Origin of the sequence: Sporosarcina ureae (assembly GCF_002101375.1) — a bacterium.
In the GTDB taxonomy this organism is placed as follows: Bacteria; Bacillota; Bacilli; order Bacillales_A; family Planococcaceae; genus Sporosarcina; species Sporosarcina ureae_B.
Map to the genome: position 1 here is coordinate 2,356,866 of NZ_CP015207.1, position 17,136 is coordinate 2,374,001.

General features: G+C 45.7%; 18 protein-coding genes and 1 riboswitch. Of the genes, 15 read left to right on the plus strand and 3 right to left on the minus strand.

Translation table 11 applies throughout. The annotated features are described in order from the left end of the window. The first annotated feature begins 13 nt into the window (after nt 1–13). Nucleotides 14–520, plus strand: coding sequence for a YwgA family protein (locus SporoP8_RS11715; protein WP_085132664.1), 507 nt, complete (start codon nt 14–16; stop codon nt 518–520). A gap of 48 nt (nt 521–568) precedes the next feature. Here SporoP8_RS11715 and SporoP8_RS11720 read toward each other — a convergent pair whose 3' ends face one another. Continuing rightward, nucleotides 569–754 (minus strand): 2-hydroxymuconate tautomerase, encoded by a 186-nt coding sequence (locus tag SporoP8_RS11720; protein ID WP_085132665.1) that lies wholly within the window; start codon nt 752–754, stop codon nt 569–571. Nucleotides 755–821: 67 nt separating this feature from the next. Here SporoP8_RS11720 and SporoP8_RS11725 point away from each other — a divergent pair, with 67 nt between their 5' ends. After that, nucleotides 822–1,361 (plus strand): YwhD family protein, encoded by a 540-nt coding sequence (locus tag SporoP8_RS11725; protein ID WP_085132666.1) that lies wholly within the window; start codon nt 822–824, stop codon nt 1,359–1,361. Nucleotides 1,362–1,547: 186 nt separating this feature from the next. Here the strand turns inward: SporoP8_RS11725 and SporoP8_RS16975 are convergent, their stop codons facing one another. Both SporoP8_RS16975 and SporoP8_RS11735 read right to left on the minus strand, forming a co-directional pair. Continuing rightward, nucleotides 1,548–1,964, minus strand: a complete 417-nt coding sequence (locus tag SporoP8_RS16975) for a hypothetical protein (protein ID WP_420066729.1) — start codon at nt 1,962–1,964, stop codon at nt 1,548–1,550. 34 nt (nt 1,965–1,998) lie between these two features. Continuing rightward, the gene (locus SporoP8_RS11735) at nt 1,999–4,053 is read right to left on the minus strand and encodes a transglycosylase domain-containing protein (protein ID WP_085132668.1); all 2,055 of its coding nucleotides are present in this window, start codon (nt 4,051–4,053) and stop codon (nt 1,999–2,001) included. A 158-nt stretch (nt 4,054–4,211) separates the two neighbouring features. On the opposite strand from SporoP8_RS11735, the gene SporoP8_RS11740 reads away from it, so the two are divergent. The 13 genes from SporoP8_RS11740 (at nt 4,212) to SporoP8_RS11800 (ending at nt 17,135) form a co-directional block, all read left to right on the plus strand. Next, nucleotides 4,212–4,628 carry a YwiB family protein gene (locus tag SporoP8_RS11740; RefSeq protein ID WP_085132669.1) on the plus strand — a complete coding sequence of 139 codons (417 nt, stop codon included), beginning with the start codon at nt 4,212–4,214 and terminating at the stop codon, nt 4,626–4,628. Then, nucleotides 4,625–6,292 (plus strand): arginine--tRNA ligase, encoded by a 1,668-nt coding sequence (argS, locus tag SporoP8_RS11745; RefSeq protein WP_085132670.1) that lies wholly within the window; start codon nt 4,625–4,627, stop codon nt 6,290–6,292. Before SporoP8_RS11740 ends, argS begins: the two co-directional genes overlap by 4 nt. Nucleotides 6,293–6,441: 149 nt before the next feature. Further along, nucleotides 6,442–7,787 (plus strand): IS3 family transposase gene (locus SporoP8_RS11750; RefSeq protein ID WP_099628087.1). Its coding sequence is split into 2 segments (ribosomal slippage): nt 6,442–6,886 and nt 6,886–7,787, totalling 1,347 coding nucleotides; the frame shifts between segments, so codons are not numbered across the junction. 585 nt (nt 7,788–8,372) lie between these two features. Then, nucleotides 8,373–8,500: riboswitch (cobalamin riboswitch) on the plus strand. A 140-nt stretch (nt 8,501–8,640) separates the two neighbouring features. Further along, nucleotides 8,641–9,627: an ABC transporter substrate-binding protein gene (locus SporoP8_RS11755; RefSeq protein ID WP_085132671.1), complete on the plus strand. Its 987-nt coding sequence runs from the start codon at nt 8,641–8,643 to the stop codon at nt 9,625–9,627. After that, nucleotides 9,620–10,612, plus strand: coding sequence for a FecCD family ABC transporter permease (locus SporoP8_RS11760; protein ID WP_085132672.1), 993 nt, complete (start codon nt 9,620–9,622; stop codon nt 10,610–10,612). The genes SporoP8_RS11755 and SporoP8_RS11760 overlap by 8 nt, the downstream gene beginning before the upstream one ends. A gap of 2 nt (nt 10,613–10,614) precedes the next feature. Beyond that, on the plus strand, nt 10,615–12,087 hold the full coding sequence (locus SporoP8_RS11765) for an adenosylcobinamide amidohydrolase (RefSeq protein WP_085132673.1): 1,473 nt from the start codon (nt 10,615–10,617) through the stop codon (nt 12,085–12,087). Next, nucleotides 12,087–13,040 carry an adenosylcobinamide-phosphate synthase CbiB gene (gene cbiB, locus SporoP8_RS11770; protein WP_085133627.1) on the plus strand — a complete coding sequence of 318 codons (954 nt, stop codon included), beginning with the start codon at nt 12,087–12,089 and terminating at the stop codon, nt 13,038–13,040. The genes SporoP8_RS11765 and cbiB overlap by 1 nt, the downstream gene beginning before the upstream one ends. Continuing rightward, nucleotides 13,027–14,100 (plus strand): threonine-phosphate decarboxylase CobD, encoded by a 1,074-nt coding sequence (gene cobD, locus SporoP8_RS11775; RefSeq protein WP_085132674.1) that lies wholly within the window; start codon nt 13,027–13,029, stop codon nt 14,098–14,100. The genes cbiB and cobD overlap by 14 nt, the downstream gene beginning before the upstream one ends. Then, the gene (locus SporoP8_RS11780) at nt 14,082–14,654 is read left to right on the plus strand and encodes a bifunctional adenosylcobinamide kinase/adenosylcobinamide-phosphate guanylyltransferase (protein ID WP_085132675.1); all 573 of its coding nucleotides are present in this window, start codon (nt 14,082–14,084) and stop codon (nt 14,652–14,654) included. Before cobD ends, SporoP8_RS11780 begins: the two co-directional genes overlap by 19 nt. Then, complete coding sequence (locus tag SporoP8_RS11785) at nt 14,651–15,469, plus strand: cobyric acid synthase (RefSeq protein ID WP_085132676.1); 819 nt, start codon at nt 14,651–14,653, stop codon at nt 15,467–15,469. Before SporoP8_RS11780 ends, SporoP8_RS11785 begins: the two co-directional genes overlap by 4 nt. A gap of 12 nt (nt 15,470–15,481) precedes the next feature. Beyond that, nucleotides 15,482–16,246 carry an adenosylcobinamide-GDP ribazoletransferase gene (cobS, locus tag SporoP8_RS11790; protein ID WP_085132677.1) on the plus strand — a complete coding sequence of 255 codons (765 nt, stop codon included), beginning with the start codon at nt 15,482–15,484 and terminating at the stop codon, nt 16,244–16,246. Next, entirely contained in the window at nt 16,207–16,800 is a 594-nt protein-coding gene (locus tag SporoP8_RS11795) for a histidine phosphatase family protein (protein ID WP_085132678.1), read from the plus strand. Before cobS ends, SporoP8_RS11795 begins: the two co-directional genes overlap by 40 nt. Beyond that, on the plus strand, nt 16,752–17,135 hold the full coding sequence (locus tag SporoP8_RS11800) for a bifunctional adenosylcobinamide kinase/adenosylcobinamide-phosphate guanylyltransferase (protein ID WP_085132679.1): 384 nt from the start codon (nt 16,752–16,754) through the stop codon (nt 17,133–17,135). The genes SporoP8_RS11795 and SporoP8_RS11800 overlap by 49 nt, the downstream gene beginning before the upstream one ends. Nucleotide 17,136: the final 1 nt, after the last annotated feature.

The following is a 17,136-nucleotide window of genomic DNA, read 5'->3' on the forward strand; positions in this document are numbered from 1 at the left end:
GGGGTTGCGGGACTTGCTGCAAGAGCATGCAAAAATCGTTCAGTTTATATCGTTGGCGAATGAAGTAAATGGCCGTAAGAAAATGCAGAAGATGGTTTATATATTGAAGAAAATGAATTTCCCGTTTGCCGAGAAATATGAGCTCCATATGTATGGTCCTTATTCGGAAGAACTGACATTGCGAGTGGAAGAATTGTGTGAAATGGGCTTTTTGGCTGAACGTTTCGAGGACAAGGGTTCGTATAAGCAATATTGCTATCAAGTGACGGATGAAGGATCGAAATTCCTTACCACAGCAGAAGCACCGAAAGAACAGTTGCCAAAATGTATCGAACGATTAAATGAAAAGTCATCACGCTTTTTGGAATTGGTCTCCACATTGCTATTTTTCGATCAGCTGGACAAAGAAGATCAAATTGCTAAAGTACGTATCGTGAAAAACAAATTGAATTTTACTGATCAGGAAATGGATCAAGCTTTTGCCTTCATCGAAGAGATGCAAGTGAGTTCAGTCAGTTAAATGGATCAAGTAAAAAGGATTCTCACGATGAGAATCCTTTTGCTGATTTTACTGGTCACTCATAAGTTTCCCATTTTTAAAAAGATGATTTTTTGGCATTTCTTCAATGAAAACTGTTACGCTATCAGTAGTAGCACCAGTCGTTTCTACAACGGCTTGCGTAACTTTTTCACATAATGCACGTTTTTGTTCATCAGTGCGGCCTTCAAGCATTTTTACAGTAACGTATGGCATTTTGTTTCCTCCTTAGCAGAAAATTCAGGTATAGTACATATAATAACAGAGACGGAGGGCGATTTACATGGCAAGTGAGCAAAATTCAAAACCAAAGTTAGGCTTTACGATAATAAAAAATGACCCAACAGATGGACACAAAGGATTCGGCATAGGTTCGTTATCATTAGAAAACATCTCGCCTGTGATCATCGATGTAGAAGCGGGTACGGCGCAAGTGGAAATGGGTGCTATGCATGCCCGTAGTGATACGGAACGAGGAATTAAATTCACAACGGATCGCAAAGATTCTGAAGGCGGCAAACCATACTGGCTCGTTTGGGTGACAATTGATTACCGTGAGGAAGGTCCGTATTACGCAGGAATCACAGCTTGTGAAATGGTCGTCAACCGTGAGAAGAGACGCGGCTATAAGTTACTTGCAGACCACGTCAACCGTATGGACAAATCTATGAAACGTCAAATTATCGTAGACGATATGGACGATCGTTCGAAAAAAATTCTTAAGGACTTTCTGATATCACATAACGCAGAACTGTGGGAACGCAGTACACCTGAATTACACGAAGGTTTGCGTACAGAGTTAGACGTAAAACGGGATAATTGAAAAGTACAATTCTCGTCAAATGCGTCAAAAATGTGACAATTTGCATTACGTCCTCTTTGAGGTTGAATGTCTGCATCAAAGGAAGTAAACTAAACATACAGCTTTGCGCTGTAATCTAGGACACCCGCTATATAGACAGTCGTTTGATGAAACCACAAACCCAAGCAGTGAAGATTCATTCGATCACTACATAACGGTCAAAAAAGCCTCGCTCTCCGCGGATACGGAGAACGGGGCTTTTTTCAATGGGTATTTGGTGAGTGAAATATACTTCAAGTGCTCATAGTTTATGGCTGAGTGCTCTATGTTGGCGTGCGTTCGCTCATAGTTTGTCGCTACGCGCTCTATGTTGGCGCGCGATCGCTCATAGTCCATCGTTAAGCGCTCTATGCCGGCGTGTGTTCGCTCATAGTCCGTCGTTAAGCGCTCTATGTTGGTACGCGTTCGCTCATAGTCCGTCGTTAAGCGCTCTATCACAGCGCGCGTTCGCTCATAGTCCATCGTTAAGCGCTCTATGCCAGCGTGAGTTCGCTCATAGTCCATCGTTAAGCGCTCTATACCAACGTGCGTTCGCTCATACTCCAGCGCTAACCGCTCTATCATTCCCGCTACCCGCTCATAACCCGAATGCTTCAAATCACTCAAAAAATGAAAACGGGAATAACTCCATTTTAGAATTTTCCTCTTCTCCGGAATGTTGTTCTCTCAACGAGCGATCCGTGCATAATTTCTTCGGCACATCTTTATCCTTCACATAGATCAACCGTTGCTTTGCACATTCATTGACCGCAATCCCGCCGGTTTCGATATCTACAATGACGCCTTGCACGCCAGAAGGGGGGAGGAATGGTTGTGGGGCTGTTCCTTCGTGTGCCGCTTCCATGAAATCAATCCATACCTTTTTCGAAACGGATTTATCCTCCAAATTTTCGAGCTGCTTGCCGCGGTCAAAGCCTGTCCAAATGCCCGCTGTTAATGTGGGCGAGAATCCAATCAAATATTGATCCGAAATCGTCGTTCCGGACTTCGCTGCATAAGGCCGCGTTTGTTTCGGTCGCATCGACAAGCCTGTAGAGGTTAAATAGTCATTGAAGACAGGGTCGAACATCCCCGTCATCAAATGCGTTAGCACAAATGCGTCTTGTTCCGACATCGCTTGCTTCGGTTTTTTCGAAGGATGCTCATAGACCAGTTTTCCGTTCGCATCTGTAATCGATAGAATCATTTGCGGTTCGACTTGTTTACCTTTTGACGCAATACGATTATACGCTGTCGTCATCTCGTACAATGTCACATCGGATGTTCCAAGCGCGACCGCTGGGGATTCGGGAAACGCCACATCGATGCCTAGCCGTTGCGCCATTTTTGTGTACGGCTTGTAACCGACTTGCTCAAGCGTCTTGACTGCATAGATATTATCTGAAATGGCAATCGCCTGTGCCAATGAAATCGGCTTCACCGCAAACTCCCCGTTAATATTGCTCGGCTCATATGTCGAACGACCGTCATCATAGGTAAACAGTGTCTTTTCGGCCGTCATGAAGGTTAACGGGCTCATGCCTTTTTCCATTGCTGCCGCATAGAGGATCGGCTTCATTGCAGAGCCTGGCTGACGTTTCGCTTGAGTCACTCGGTTAAAGGAGCTGTCGCCAAAATCCACTCCACCTACCATCGACGTGACGAAACCCGTGTCTGCAGCCATGGAGATGAATCCAACTTGCAGGTCATTTGCAGGCATCGCTTGTTTAATGGCTTGTTCCGCGGCTTGCTGGTGCTGTTGATTCAACGTCGTTCGGATTTGCCAGCCACCTTCTGCGGGTACACGGCCTTTAGACGCGAGGATATCTTCCGCCTGTTGCCATGCAGCATCCAAAAAATAAGGAGCCACTTGCTTCATATCTTTCCAACTCTCTGTTTTTAGCACAATTCTCTCTTCCACCGCGCGTTCCTTTTGCGCAGTTGAAATATAATCATATTGCTCCATTTGATCGAGTACGAGCAGTTGGCGGTTGCGTGAATTCTCGGGATTATCAAGAGGTGAATAAATGGAAGGACCTTTTGCGATTGCAGCAATCGTGGCGGCCTCTTCCAATGTCAGCTCTTTCGCGGCTTTAGAAAAATAAAACCGGCTGGCCGCTTCCACACCGTACATTCCATGACCGAAGTAGACAGTATTTAAATAACCTTCCAAAATCGTATCCTTGTCATAGAAAATTTCGAGGCGATAAGCAAACAGCGCCTCATGGATTTTTCGTGTCCAAGACTTTTCGTGTGTTAAATACAGATTCCGCGCATATTGCATGGTAATCGTACTCGCACCTTGCGCCTTGCTCATCGTTTTAACGTCCTTCAGAATGGCACCGGCAAGTCGTTTATAATCAAATCCATTATGCGAATAAAATTTCTTATCTTCTGTTGCTACAAAAGCATCTGTCAGAAAAGGGGATATATCGGACAGCTTCATCCAATACCGTCTATGTTGTGAAAAGTGATCCCCGATCTGATGCCCACTATGATCGAGGAACAATGAAGCCTTTGGTACGCTCAATGAAGGGGCACCAAGTACTTGGGCATATATTCGAAGGGCGATTAAGACAGTCACGATCGCGGCTATCGACGTGATCGATAGGGATAATACAATCTTTTTCCACCTTTTTCTATTAGTGGACTTTATATAATCGGTACGTTTCATTGCTCATCACATCCCGTTCCATTCAGTATCTTTTGACAGTATGGGACGGTTATGGACGGATTAAACGGACTGTAGGAAAAGTTTAGACGTGTAACATTGAAACTGGTGCCGGAAGAAGTGTATAATGAGTGAATCTATTTACTTAAGGCGGTGAACGAATGGAAGCGCCAAAAATGGAAGTTCAGCTCCGTTCCGTTATTCAACATCCAGACCAGCAAGCGGAAACGCATACGATGCAGGCAACTGGAGAACTCATTGAGAAAAAAGGACAGGCTTATTTATTGTTTGAAGAACGAACAGAAGGAATGCCAGTAGTCCGAACGACCGTGAAATTACATGCTGAAGATGCCTTCATCATGCGTAAAGGCGGCGTGCAGATGCGATTGCCGTTCAGACAAGACGATATGCGCCTCGGCACGTACGGTAATGGCCCTGCAGTTATGGATTTAGCCGTTTATACCAATCAACTGGAGTGGGTTCCTGGACGCTTTACGGTAGCGTACGACTTACATTCAGACGAAAGCTTATTAGGGAAATACCATTTGACAATAACCTACTCGGAGGTAACACAATGAATGCAGTAGAGCAGATTCAACATGAAATTAAAGAAGCATTGCACCAAGCCATTGAGAAAGCGCAACTAGTCGAAAGTGCAGATATTCCGGACATTAAATTGGAATCACCAAGAAGTAAAGAGAACGGAGATTATGCAGCGAATATCGCTATGCAGTTGACAAAACTAGCGAAAAAGCCGCCACGTGCAATTGCGGAAAGTATTTTAGAGCACCTCGATACGAAGAACACCGCAATCGACTCCATTGAAATCGCTGGACCTGGCTTCCTCAATATCCGCTTGAAAACAGACAGCCTCGGGGATATCGTGAAATCTGTCCTGGATCAAGGAGCAGACTACGGACGTTCCGATAGCGGACAGCAACAGAAGATCCAAGTTGAATTCGTATCAGCGAACCCAACAGGCGATTTGCACTTAGGACACGCACGTGGGGCATCCCTTGGAGATTCATTATGTAATATTCTCGACAAAGCAGGCTATGACGTAGCGCGTGAATACTATATCAATGATGCAGGTAATCAAATAAATAATTTAGCGTTATCGATTGACGTTCGTTATTTCGAAGCACTTGGATTGGAAAAAGAAATGCCAGAAGATGGTTATCGCGGCGCAGATATTATTACGATCGCAAAAGGTCTTGTCGAACAATACGGCGACAAGTATGTCCATGTTCCAGAACAAGAGCGACTTGCATTTTTCCGTGAACACGGCTTGAATATCGAACTGGATAAACTAAAGAAAGACTTGACGGACTTCCGCGTTCATTTCGACAACTGGTTCTCGGAAACGTCCCTATATAACAATGGTAAAATCGATGTCGCGCTCAATAAATTGCGTGAAAATGGCCATGTCTTTGAAGAAGACGGTGCTACTTGGTTCCGTTCCACTACATTTGGCGACGATAAAGACCGTGTATTGATCAAGCAAGACGGTTCATTCACATATTTAACACCAGACATTGCTTATCACCAAGACAAGCTGAGTCGTGGATTTGATAAACTTATCAATATTTGGGGAGCAGACCACCACGGATATATTCCACGTATGAAAGCAGCTATCCAGGCGCTTGGCTATGACCGCGACACGCTTGAAGTAGAAGTGGCGCAAATGGTTCAGCTTTACAAAGACGGAGAAAAATTCAAAATGAGCAAACGCACAGGAAAAGCCGTCACATTGCGTGAACTCGTAGAAGAAGTAGGACTAGACGCTGTACGTTATTTCTTCGCGATGCGCTCAGGCGATGCACAAATGGACTTCGATTTAGATTTAGCCGTATCCAAATCCAATGAAAACCCTGTCTACTACGCACAATACGCACACGCACGTATTTGTTCGATCTTGCGTCAGGCAAAAGAACAGAATGTAGAAGCGTCAACAGAAAACGTCACGCTATTGCAAGACGAAAAAGAGTTAGAGCTACTGAAGAAACTCGGTGACTTCCCGAAACTAATCAGCGACTCGGCTCGTATGCGCGCACCGCACCGCGTGACAACTTACATTCAGGAACTAGCAGCTACATTCCATAGTTTCTACAATGCGAACAAGGTGCTAGATCCGGAAAACAAAGACCTTTCCGAAGCACGTTTGGCATTGATTACAGCTACTAAAACAACGATTGCCAACGCGTTGAAACTTGTAGGCGTTGAAGCACCTGAAAGAATGTAATATATCGAAAATGGCCAAGCAGATTTACTGCTTGGCTTTTTCTTTATGAATGGGAAAGGGGAAGGCAACGTTTCGCTACGTTCCAGGCGGACGCGTTTGAACTGCACCCCAAAACTTGGACACATTCAAAGGAAAAGGATGTGGTTCAAGTGAGAAAAATTCATGTAGAAGATAAGATTCAAGCGGTTAAACGATACATTGAAGGTAATGAAAGTCTTCGTGAAATCGCTCAATCTATCGGAATTGATAAGAGTGAAATTCGTTATTGGGTACAGCGATATCGGTATCACGGAGAAAATGGTTTCAAGAAACCCTGTACAAGTTATTCTGTACAATTTAAACTGGACGTAATCCATTATATGGTTGATGAGAATACGTCCCTCAGAGATACTGCTGCCCGCTTCAACTTAACGCACCATTCCACGCTTAGAAGATGGGTAAATGCGTATAGGGAAGAAGGGGCGGACGCCTTGTCACCAAAAGAAGAGGGGCGTCTATCCATGAAACAAAACCCAGAAAACAAGAAGAAACCATCTGTTTCTGAAAAAGAACTACAAAAGGAAATTGATTTCTTACGAATGGAAAATGCTTATTTAAAAAAGTTAAATGCCTTAGTTCAGGAACAGGAAAAACTACTAAAGAAAACAAAGCGCAAGTAGTCTTCGAACTAAGGCACCGATTCACAGTGAGTGCGCTTCTACAACTGGCAGAACTTGCCCGCAGCACGTATTACAACTTAGTAAACCGATGGGATCGATCTGACCCTGACGCGACTATTAAACAGCTGATTCTTAGCATCTATCATGAGCACAAAGGACGTTACGGCTACCGGCGGATTCAAATGGAATTACGATGTCTCGGCCATATTGTGAACCATAAAAAAGTACAACGCATTATGAAAGTGCTGAACCTTACCTCTCTAGTCCGGATCAAGAAATACCGTTCGTACAAAGGAAAAGTGGGCAAGACCGCCCCGAATATCCTGGAACGAGATTTCCAAGCAGAGCAGCCGAATGAAAAGTGGGTAACGGATATTACTGAGTTCAAGCTATTTGGAAGCAAGTTCTATTTATCCCCGATGTTAGATTTATTTAACGGAGAAATCATTGCGTATACACTCGGTTCCAGACCAACCTATGTCTTGGTTGACGAGATGTTGAATCAGTCATTACAGACCCTAACAAATCAGGATCAACTAGTCATCCATTCAGACCAAGGTTGGCATTATCAAATGAAACCATATCAAAATACATTGAGCGAAAAAGGGATTACCCAAAGTATGTCCCGAAAGGGCAACTGTTACGATAACGCGGTCATGGAAAGTTTCTTTGGCACGTTTAAATCCGAATTTCTGTATCTACAGGAATTTGAAAATAGGGAACAATTCACAAAAGAGCTAGCCGAATATATCTCCTATTACAACTCCAAACGTATTAAATCAAAATTGGGGATGAGTCCGATAGAGTATCGAACTCACCACCAGCTTAGTGCGTAATAAAACTTGTCCAACTTTTGGGGGTCACTTCAGTTCGGGAGGGCCCGCGGTGAGCCCCCTAGTCGCTACGCTCCTATAGTGGTCTCACCTGATCGGGCTAATCCTCCCCGAGTCGCCGCCTTGCACTTCGCTTCACTGGTGTTTCTTTCCTGTGATGGAAAGCGAAGTTCAAGGGCTTACGGGTGATTAAATTTTGAGGTGGGAAAGGGAAAGGCAACGTTTCGCTACGTTCCAGGCGGACGCGTTCGGGAGGGCCCGCGGTAAGCCAACCAGGTCGCTTCGCTTCCTTTTGGTTGTCTTACCTGTCGAGCTGATCCTCCCCGAGTCGCCGCCTTGCACTTCGCTTCTCTGGTGTTTCTATCCTGTGATGGAAAGCGAAGTTCAAGGGCTTACGGGTGATTAAATTTTGAGGTGGGAAAGGGAAAGGCAACGTTTCGCAGCGTTCCAGGCGGACGCGTTCGGGAGGGCTCATCGCGAGGCCCCTCAGCAAAGCGTTCCCCTGCTGGAGCCTCACTCCCTATGTCATACCCGAACTCCTCCTATCCCCTGTACAACCAACACTATTATCGCTATAATAAATCATAATTACATATCTTCTAAAAAGGTTCTCGAAACTTGAGATGAAAAGCGAAATCGGTTCAAATCCGATGCGGTCCCGCCACTGTACGTGCGATGCACAAGCCAGGTCACCTGCCTTTTTGGAAAATGAAGTTCCGCAGCAACCTACGAGGATAGGTGTGATGGAAGAGATCACGCATTGATTTCATCCCACCTAATCCTTCGAACTATCGGAGGGTTTTTTTCATGTCTGCGGCTTGCGTAATGCAACACACATATTGAAGGAGGAACACACATGAAGAAGTTTTGGCAACTACTGCTGACGGCTATGCTTGCGATACTACTACTTGCAGCATGCGGAAGCGACAGTACAAAAGAAGAAACACCGGCAGATAAAAATCAAGCGGGTGAAGAAGCGAAAACAGAACAAGAGTCAACGGATACAACGAGTTACCCATACACCTTGACAGATGCAATTGGCGAAGAAATTACATTTGAACAAGCGCCGGAAACTGTCATTTCATTAATTCCAAGTAACACGGAAATTTTATTCGGTATTGATGCTGGCGATCAAGTCATCGCTGTAACAGAAAACGATGATTATCCTAAAGAAGTAACGGAGCTTGATACCGTAGGGGACTTTACAGTCAACATAGAAAAAGTGATTTCATTGCAACCGGAAGCGGTATTCGCACATGAAATGATGATGGGCTCGAATGAAGAAGGATTGAAACAAATTCGTGACGCAGGCATCCCTGTGATCGTCGTACAGAATGCAGGAACATTTGAAGAGACATATGAAACGATTGAAATGATTGGTGAAGTCATGGACAAAAATGCGGAAGCCAATCAAATCGTCGAAGATATGAAAACGAAAATTGCTGATATCGAAAAGAAAGCAGCAGATATCACGGATAAGAAGCGCGTGTTCGTTGAAAACTCCGATGCACCTGAAATCTATACGGCAGGAAAAGGCACATTCCCACAGCAGTTTTTGGATATCATTAACGCTGAGAACATTGTGACGGAAGAAGGCTGGATTATGATCAGTCCTGAAACGATTGTAGATGAAAATCCGGATGTGATTTTGGCGATCTATAGCTATGTTCCAAATGTCGTAGAAAATATTAAAACGCGTGACGGCTTTGATGCGGTGACTGCGATCAAAGAAGATCAAGTCATTCAACTGGATGAAGATATTACAAGCCGTACAGGTCCACGTTTAGCTGACGGATTAGAATTGTTTGCGAAAGCAATCTATCCTGAGGTATTCGGTGAATAAAACCGTTCTCGCCTACGTCGTGTCGATCGCCACATTGCTTGTGGCGATCTGGCTCGGTGTATCGATCGGTACAGTGAAAATACCAATAGAGACGCTGTGGGATCAATCGGACACGACCGCAAGTAATATTTTGTGGAAGATTCGTATGCCGCGTGTGTTGCTGGCTGGAATCGTCGGTGCCTCATTGGCTATTTCAGGGGCTGCTTTTCAAGGGCTACTGAAAAACCCATTAGCTGATCCTTACACCCTCGGAGTGTCATCCGGTGCCTCTGTCGGCGCCGTGATCACACTCTTTTTTGGTATATCGCTGCCGGTCCTTGGCGCTTTCACCTTACCTGTATTTAGTATGATCGGTGCTGCAGTGACGATGTTTTTAGTGATCGGTTTTGCTCGAATGGTCGACCGGTCAATGAAAATGGAAACAATTATTTTAACAGGAATTATTTTCGGTTCATTTCTTGGTTCTGTGTTGTCGCTGATGATCGCGTTGACGCAAGAAGAACTCCGTCAGATTGTTGGTTGGCTTCTTGGTAGCGTATCGATGCGCGGCTGGAGTTATATTGTAATGGTCTTGCCGTTTTTCATCATCGGCTCATTCATGCTGTGGCTTAATCGCCGCGAATTGAACGCTTTATTATTCGGTGAAGAACGTGCGCATCATCTTGGAGTCAATGTCAAACAGCGTAAATTGATGATTTTGCTAGGCGGATCGGTATTAACTGGCTCGGCTGTTGCGGTGTCCGGAACAATCGGCTTCATTGGCCTAGTTGTCCCCCATATGACACGTATGTTATGGGGCTCCGATCACCGTCATGTACTGCCGTTATCATTATGTAACGGTGCATCATTATTGATCATTTGCGATCTCGTAGCACGAACGATTATTTCACCGGCTGAATTACCGGTCGGTGTCATTACAGCATTCATTGGCGCTCCGGTGTTTGCCTATATCTTTTACAAACAACGTAGAAAAGGAGCGATGTGAAGATGTTGCAAGTGGAAAACGTATCGGGAGGCTACGGCAAGGAACCGATTGTGCGAAATGTGTCGTTCCACGTGGAAAAAGGAGAAGTTCTCGGAATTTTAGGGCCGAATGGTAGCGGGAAATCCACGTTATTGAAAATTATATCGGGAATTTTGCCGAAACAAAGCGGGAAGGTCATGATTGCAGGAAAACCTTCTGGCGCCTATACCCAAAAGCAATTCGCGCAGCAAGTGGCCGTCTTGCCGCAGCTCCATGCCCATGCCTTTTCTCATAGCGTGAAAGACACTGTTGCTCTCGGTCGTTATCCGTATCAATCGGGGATTTTCTCGAGCTGGTCGGAGTTGGATGAGCGAGCAGTGCAGGAAGCGATGAACTATACAGGTGTCACGCGATATGAAAATACCGCCATTGAATTATTATCTGGCGGCGAGCAACAACGCGTATTTGTTGCGCAAGCGCTCGCCCAGCAAGCTCCTATTTTATTATTGGATGAACCGACGAACCATCTAGACATCGCGCATCAGCAACAATTACTCGATACGATCCGTAATCAAGCGAGGCAGAAAGGGATTACGGTCATTTCGGTATTTCATGACATCAATCTGGCCGCTCTTTATTGCGATCGTCTATTGCTGTTGAAGAACGGGGAAGTAGCATCAATCGGCGAACCGCAAGACGTCGTACTCGAGCAAGAGATTCATCACGTATACAACGCACGCGTCAAAACACAGCCCCATCCTGAAATGCCGAAGCCTCAAATGACGCTGTTGCCGAACTTGCAAGAAAAGGTGCAACTATTCAGTGTAAAGAAAGCGGACGTAACGATTCAAGAAGATCATGTATTGTTGCAATCAAGCCAACCGCTGAAGACGATTTCTTCCGCTGTCCATAATGCGGGGCTTGGTTGGTACAAGACGTTTGTCAATCGAGGCGTGCGTGCGGATTATATGATCGATGATGTACAGCGCGAGAACACGGAATACTTGCGAACGCTTGGCTATCATTTGACAGATACAGTCGCCATGATGACTGCCGTTAGTCCGGAGCACGTTGAAGTAGAAGAATATGAAGGACAGTTCGGCTCGATTGTCGTGGCCGTGACAGCGGGTGTCGGAAACGCGGTAGATGTTTCGAAGTCTTGGCAACGTGAAGATATTCCTTACATAGGTACGATCAATACATGGGTATTCATTAATGGTGAATTAAGTGAAGAAGCTTTCGTTCAGGCGTTGATTACCGCAACAGAAGCGAAGGCGAAAGCACTGCAAGACGAGCAAGTGAAGGATCCTGAATCGAGCACGGTCGCTACAGGGACTTCGACAGATAGCTTGTTGATCGCATCTACGCAACAAGGAGAATACTTGCCGTACGCGGGGCCGATTACTCAACTCGGTAAGTTGATCGGTAAAGGGGTCTATGATTGTACGGTACGGGCAATTCATTCGTATCGATTAGCAGTAGGTGACCATCGATGATCCCTGCACATTTTATTGCGATTGCGATTGGCATGGTACTCGATCGAATCATTGGGGATCCACCCAACTGGCCGCATCCAGTCAAGTGGCTAGGGACGACGATTAGTAACTTGACGAAGCTATTGAATAAAGGCCGTATGCGCACAATAAAAGGTGCGATTGTATGGTTACTTATTTGTATGACGACATTTCTACTCGCCATTTGGCTCGTCAGTATCGCCTATCGCCTACATCTATTGGCGGGTATCGCAATCGAAGCGCTGCTCATTGCGGCGGGACTTGCACAAAAAAGTTTGTGTGACGCGGCGTTGCTCGTCTATGAGCCATTGAAGTCAGGAGATATGGACGAAGCCCGTGAAAAGCTAAGTTGGATTGTCGGCAGGGATACAAAGAAGCTCGACGAGAGTGCGATAGCCCGTGCTACGATTGAAACGGTTTCGGAAAATACGTCTGACGGCATCACGGCACCGTTGTTTTGGGCGTTCTTGCTCGGGGCACCTGGTCTATGGTTATATAAAGCGGTCAATACACTCGACTCCATGGTGGGATACAACGATGAGCGTTATCGTGAATTCGGAAAAGTTTCCGCACGCATGGATGATCTCTTTAACTGGATTCCTTCAAGAATTACAGGATTGCTCATTTTATTATGTACTCCGAATGAAGGTGGACATTCAATTAAAAAGCGAATTAGCGGTTGGTTAAGCGATGCAAAAAAACATATGAGCCCGAACAGCGGCTATTTGGAAGCGGCAACAGCTTGGCAACTCAATATCCAGTTAGGCGGGCGCAGTACATATCGCGGAGTAGTGTCGGAACGGGCGGTACTTGGCCCGTCAGTCGTTGCGAATAAAGAACATATCCGCTCCACAACATATCAAATGCAAGTCGTGTCTTGGACTTTCTGGTCACTCGGCACAGTAGTAGGAGGAATTTTCTATGCGATTGCCTGAACACGGTGCAAACAGCAAAAGACTGTATACATCAATAAATATTCCGATGCCTGATGAAGTGTTGGATTTCAGTGAAAACTGCAATCCAGCAGGACCTCCACCGTCGGTAGTGGAAGCATGGCCTACGTTGATATCAACACTCAACAGCTATCCCGATCCAGATGGTCAGCCGTTTCGCTCGGCAGTTTCGGTTTTTCATCAAGTAGACGAACAACAAGTACTGATCGGCAATGGTGCCGCAGACATACTATCTTTATTGGCAGGGAATTACCGAGGCAAACGAGTCCTCTTGATTGACCCAACCTTTTCCGAATATCGCGCTACGCTTGAAGTGAATGGTGCAGAGGTCGTATCGCTTCAAGCAAGTGAAGCGGAAGGTTTTGAATTGCCTATGCGTCAAATTCTTGAGGCATTGCCTACAGCGGATGCGATCTATATTTGCACCCCCAATAACCCAACAGGCTTGTTGCCTACAAAAAACGAGCTACTAACGATTATAGAAGCAGCTAAAAACAGTTCGACAGATGTTGTGCTAGACGAAGCGTTCATTGATTTCGTTGATGAATCAAAATCCTTTATTCCGCAAGTCGCGAACTATTCGAATTTATTCATTGTCCGCTCGATGACGAAAATGTACGCGATTCCTGGTATCCGGCTAGGGTACGTAATCGCACATCCTGAACGGATAAAAACGCTGAAACAACGAGCTTCGCATTGGCATGTCAACGGACTCGCTGCTGAAATCGGTGTGTTCTGTTTGCAGGAAGAAGTGTACCGTCAACAAGCAATTTTGCACGCGCAAACAGAACGCATAAAGATGACACAGTTCTTGCGCTCACATTGTTGTGAAGTGCTCAACTCTTCCACTAATTATCTCGTCATGAAGCCCATGCAAGATGCGAAGAAGCTTTATAAAGATTTATTGAATCAAGGGATCGTCCTGCGACATTCGGAAAACTTCCGTGGGATGGACGGGCGTTGGTTACGGATCGGAATGAAGTCCGAAACGATGATGGATACACTGCGGGAGGCGATGGATCCATGGTTCAAGCGACAGTAACATTCATCAGTGGCGGGGCGCGCAGTGGAAAAAGTGCTTATGCGGAACGCCTACTTACGAATCAAAAGGCAAGTCGCCTCGTCTACATTGCATCTGGTGTAGTAGCCGATGAAGAGATGAAGCGGCGAATTGATCAACATAAAGAAGATCGTCGACATGCGAATTGGCACACAATCGAGCAACCGAAAAATCTCCATGAAGTGTTGCCGTTTCTAAAATCGGGTGATCTCGTTCTATGGGACTGCCTGACGACGTGGCTCGCCAATGAAATGTATGAAGGATACGAAGAAGGTACCCCTTGTGTTCATCGCACGGGATGTTTAGAACAAAAGCAGAAACAACTACTTCACACGGTAAAGCAAATGAAAGAAATCGTTTCACAGCTAGTCATTGTTTCAAATGAAGTCCTCGATGAGTGGCCGCAATACGAAGAAGAGACGGAAATCTACCGCCAAACAATTGGCACGCTTCATCAACAAATCGTGGAGTTTGCAGATCATGCAATTGAAATGGATCACGGCATTCCGATCGTCTGGAAAGGTGAGAGTTTATGAACGGATTAATGATCGTAGGCACTGCGTCAGATGTAGGTAAAACGATGATTTGCAACGCACTATGCCGACTGCTTTCGAATGAAGGCGTCCATGTCGCACCTTTTAAATCACAAAATATGTCGGGCTTCTCTGAAACATTAGCGGACGGACGTGAAATCAGTCGCTCCCAATTTCAACAGGCAGAAGCGGCGCGTACTCAACCAATTGTTGAAATGAATCCCATTTTGATGAAGCCACGAGGGGATATGCGGGCTGATGTTCTTTTCATGGGCGTACCTCTCGAGACGATAGATGGGCAATTCTTTCGTGAAGAGTGGTTCGATAAAGGTCTTGCAACGATCCAAGGAGCATTAGATTATTTGTCCGATCACTACGACATGCTAATCATCGAAGGGGCGGGAAGTACCGCAGAAGTAAACTTGATGGACCGTGAACTGACGAATATGCGCGTTGCGGAGCTGGCAGATGTACCTGTCATACTAGTTGCGGACATTTCTAAAGGTGGCGCTTTTGCATCGATTGTCGGCACGCTTCAACTTCTTTCAGCAGAAAGACGTCAGCGTGTCAAAGGGATTATCATCAATAAGTTTTACGGCGACGCGTCCTTTTTCGAAGACGGGGTGAAATTCATTGAACAATACACCGGGATTCCGGTTGTAGGTGTCATTCCGGTCTTAGAAAACCATGGAATTCCAGAAGAAGACATGGATCGTAACACGCTTCCTGCAACAGAAGGAGTCGATGTTTACGAACAATGGGCTGCTCACGTGAAGCAACATGTCGACTGGCCGTTGATTCAATCTATTTTGGCGTAAAGGAGCGGGAAGATGAATAGCATTTTATTAGCGCTCCAATTTTTCACGTCGCTACCTGTCCATAAAGAATTGCCGCTTGGGAAAAAAGAAGTGTCCGGTATGTACATCGCGTTGCCGTTCGTCGGTGGAGCAATCGGTTTACTACTAGCAGGCGTTGCGTATATTACGAGTGATTTCAATAGTTTCCTTGCGGCGGTACTGATTTTGCTAGCAGGTCTCATTGCGACTGGCGGTTTGCATGTAGACGGTTTTGCGGATCTCGGCGATGCATTCTTTTCCTATCAAGATCGTGAAAAACGTCTGACCATCATGGATGACCCGCGGCTCGGCGCATTCGGCACATTGTCGTTACTCGTTTTACTTTGCTTGAAAATCGGTTTATTCATGGAAATTCTACAGCTTGTAAACGGTTGGGCATTGCTTGTTGCGGTGCCGGTTCTCTCTCGTGCCGCTTTAGTAGCGTATTACACACTAACGAAAACCGCAAAGACAAGCGGCATTGCGTACTTTTTTAAACAACAATTCCTAAGCGGACGGATGCTAGTTGCGTCGAGCACCATTACTATCGTGACGATTATTCTGCTAACTATTCAATTGCGCTCCATTTTATTACTCCCCATTATGCTACTCGTCATATGCTTGTCGATCTGGCTTTATCATCGCTGGACGATCAAACATTTCGGAGGCGTCACAGGGGATCTATGCGGAGCATTCATTGAAGGAATGGAGGTGCTCTTATGGCTCGTCCTTATCGTATATTTCTCGTTCGGCATTTAAAGACGATTGCCAATGAACAGCGAGTTTATTGTGGGTGGACGGATAGCGGATTGGTGTCACTAGAAGGCGAGGCCATTGAATTACCAGTAGCTGTCCAACAGGTAATTGGAAGTGATTTGATCAGAACCCGTCAAACCGCGGCCATTTATTTTCCACAAGCAGAATTTACAGCTGATCTACGCTGGCGGGAATGTCATTTCGGAGATTTTGAAGAACAGACGTACGATCAGTTGAAAAATGACCCCGACTATCGCAACTGGCTAGACGATTCATGGAACATCCCACCGCGCAATGGGGAAACATTGCAACAAGTAAAGTCACGCGTGTTGGATGCATTAGCTGAGTTGCCGAATGAAGCGGTCGTCGTGACGCATGGCGGCGTGATTCGCGTAGTGCTCGATACATTCACACAAAACCATCGTTCGTTTTGGGAATGGAACGTAACGAACGGATCCATTTGGCAACTCGAATGGGCTAGCGAGAAAGAATTCAAGGAGGGGAAGCCATGCACGTCTTTATCGGAGGTGCCTATAACGGCAAAACGGATTATGTGAGACGTTGGAATGGCGATACGGCAGCTTGTTTCTGTACAATGGATACGACAGCAACCGCTAAACCCGGTGAATCACTCATCATTTCAGATTTGCATGAGTGGCTAAAGACTACAGACATAACAGAAAGAGAAGCAAGCAATGCCGTGCGCGAAATCAGCGACCCGAACACCGTCTTCATTTTAACGGAAATCGGGCGGGGCATTGTGCCAATTGATGCACAGCAACGCGAACTCCGCGATCGATGCGGCCGTTTGTATCAGCAATTATTTGCAGAAGCGACAACTGTTACAAGAATCTGGTATGGTATTCCTCAAACAATCAAAGGAGTGAAGTGAA

Coding starts and splice junctions, on each gene's coding strand:
- SporoP8_RS11720 (WP_085132665.1), bottom strand. CDS start 754: ATGCCATACGTTACTGTAAAAATGCTTGAAGGCCGCACTGATGAACAA.
- SporoP8_RS11725 (WP_085132666.1), top strand. CDS start 822: ATGGCAAGTGAGCAAAATTCAAAACCAAAGTTAGGCTTTACGATAATA.
- SporoP8_RS16975 (WP_420066729.1), bottom strand. CDS start 1,964: ATGATAGAGCGGTTAGCGCTGGAGTATGAGCGAACGCACGTTGGTATA.
- SporoP8_RS11735 (WP_085132668.1), bottom strand. CDS start 4,053: ATGAAACGTACCGATTATATAAAGTCCACTAATAGAAAAAGGTGGAAA.
- SporoP8_RS11740 (WP_085132669.1), top strand. CDS start 4,212: ATGGAAGCGCCAAAAATGGAAGTTCAGCTCCGTTCCGTTATTCAACAT.
- argS (WP_085132670.1), top strand. CDS start 4,625: ATGAATGCAGTAGAGCAGATTCAACATGAAATTAAAGAAGCATTGCAC.
- SporoP8_RS11755 (WP_085132671.1), top strand. CDS start 8,641: ATGAAGAAGTTTTGGCAACTACTGCTGACGGCTATGCTTGCGATACTA.
- SporoP8_RS11765 (WP_085132673.1), top strand. CDS start 10,615: ATGTTGCAAGTGGAAAACGTATCGGGAGGCTACGGCAAGGAACCGATT.
- cobD (WP_085132674.1), top strand. CDS start 13,027: ATGCGATTGCCTGAACACGGTGCAAACAGCAAAAGACTGTATACATCA.
- SporoP8_RS11780 (WP_085132675.1), top strand. CDS start 14,082: ATGGTTCAAGCGACAGTAACATTCATCAGTGGCGGGGCGCGCAGTGGA.
- SporoP8_RS11785 (WP_085132676.1), top strand. CDS start 14,651: ATGAACGGATTAATGATCGTAGGCACTGCGTCAGATGTAGGTAAAACG.
- cobS (WP_085132677.1), top strand. CDS start 15,482: ATGAATAGCATTTTATTAGCGCTCCAATTTTTCACGTCGCTACCTGTC.
- SporoP8_RS11795 (WP_085132678.1), top strand. CDS start 16,207: ATGGCTCGTCCTTATCGTATATTTCTCGTTCGGCATTTAAAGACGATT.
- SporoP8_RS11800 (WP_085132679.1), top strand. CDS start 16,752: ATGCACGTCTTTATCGGAGGTGCCTATAACGGCAAAACGGATTATGTG.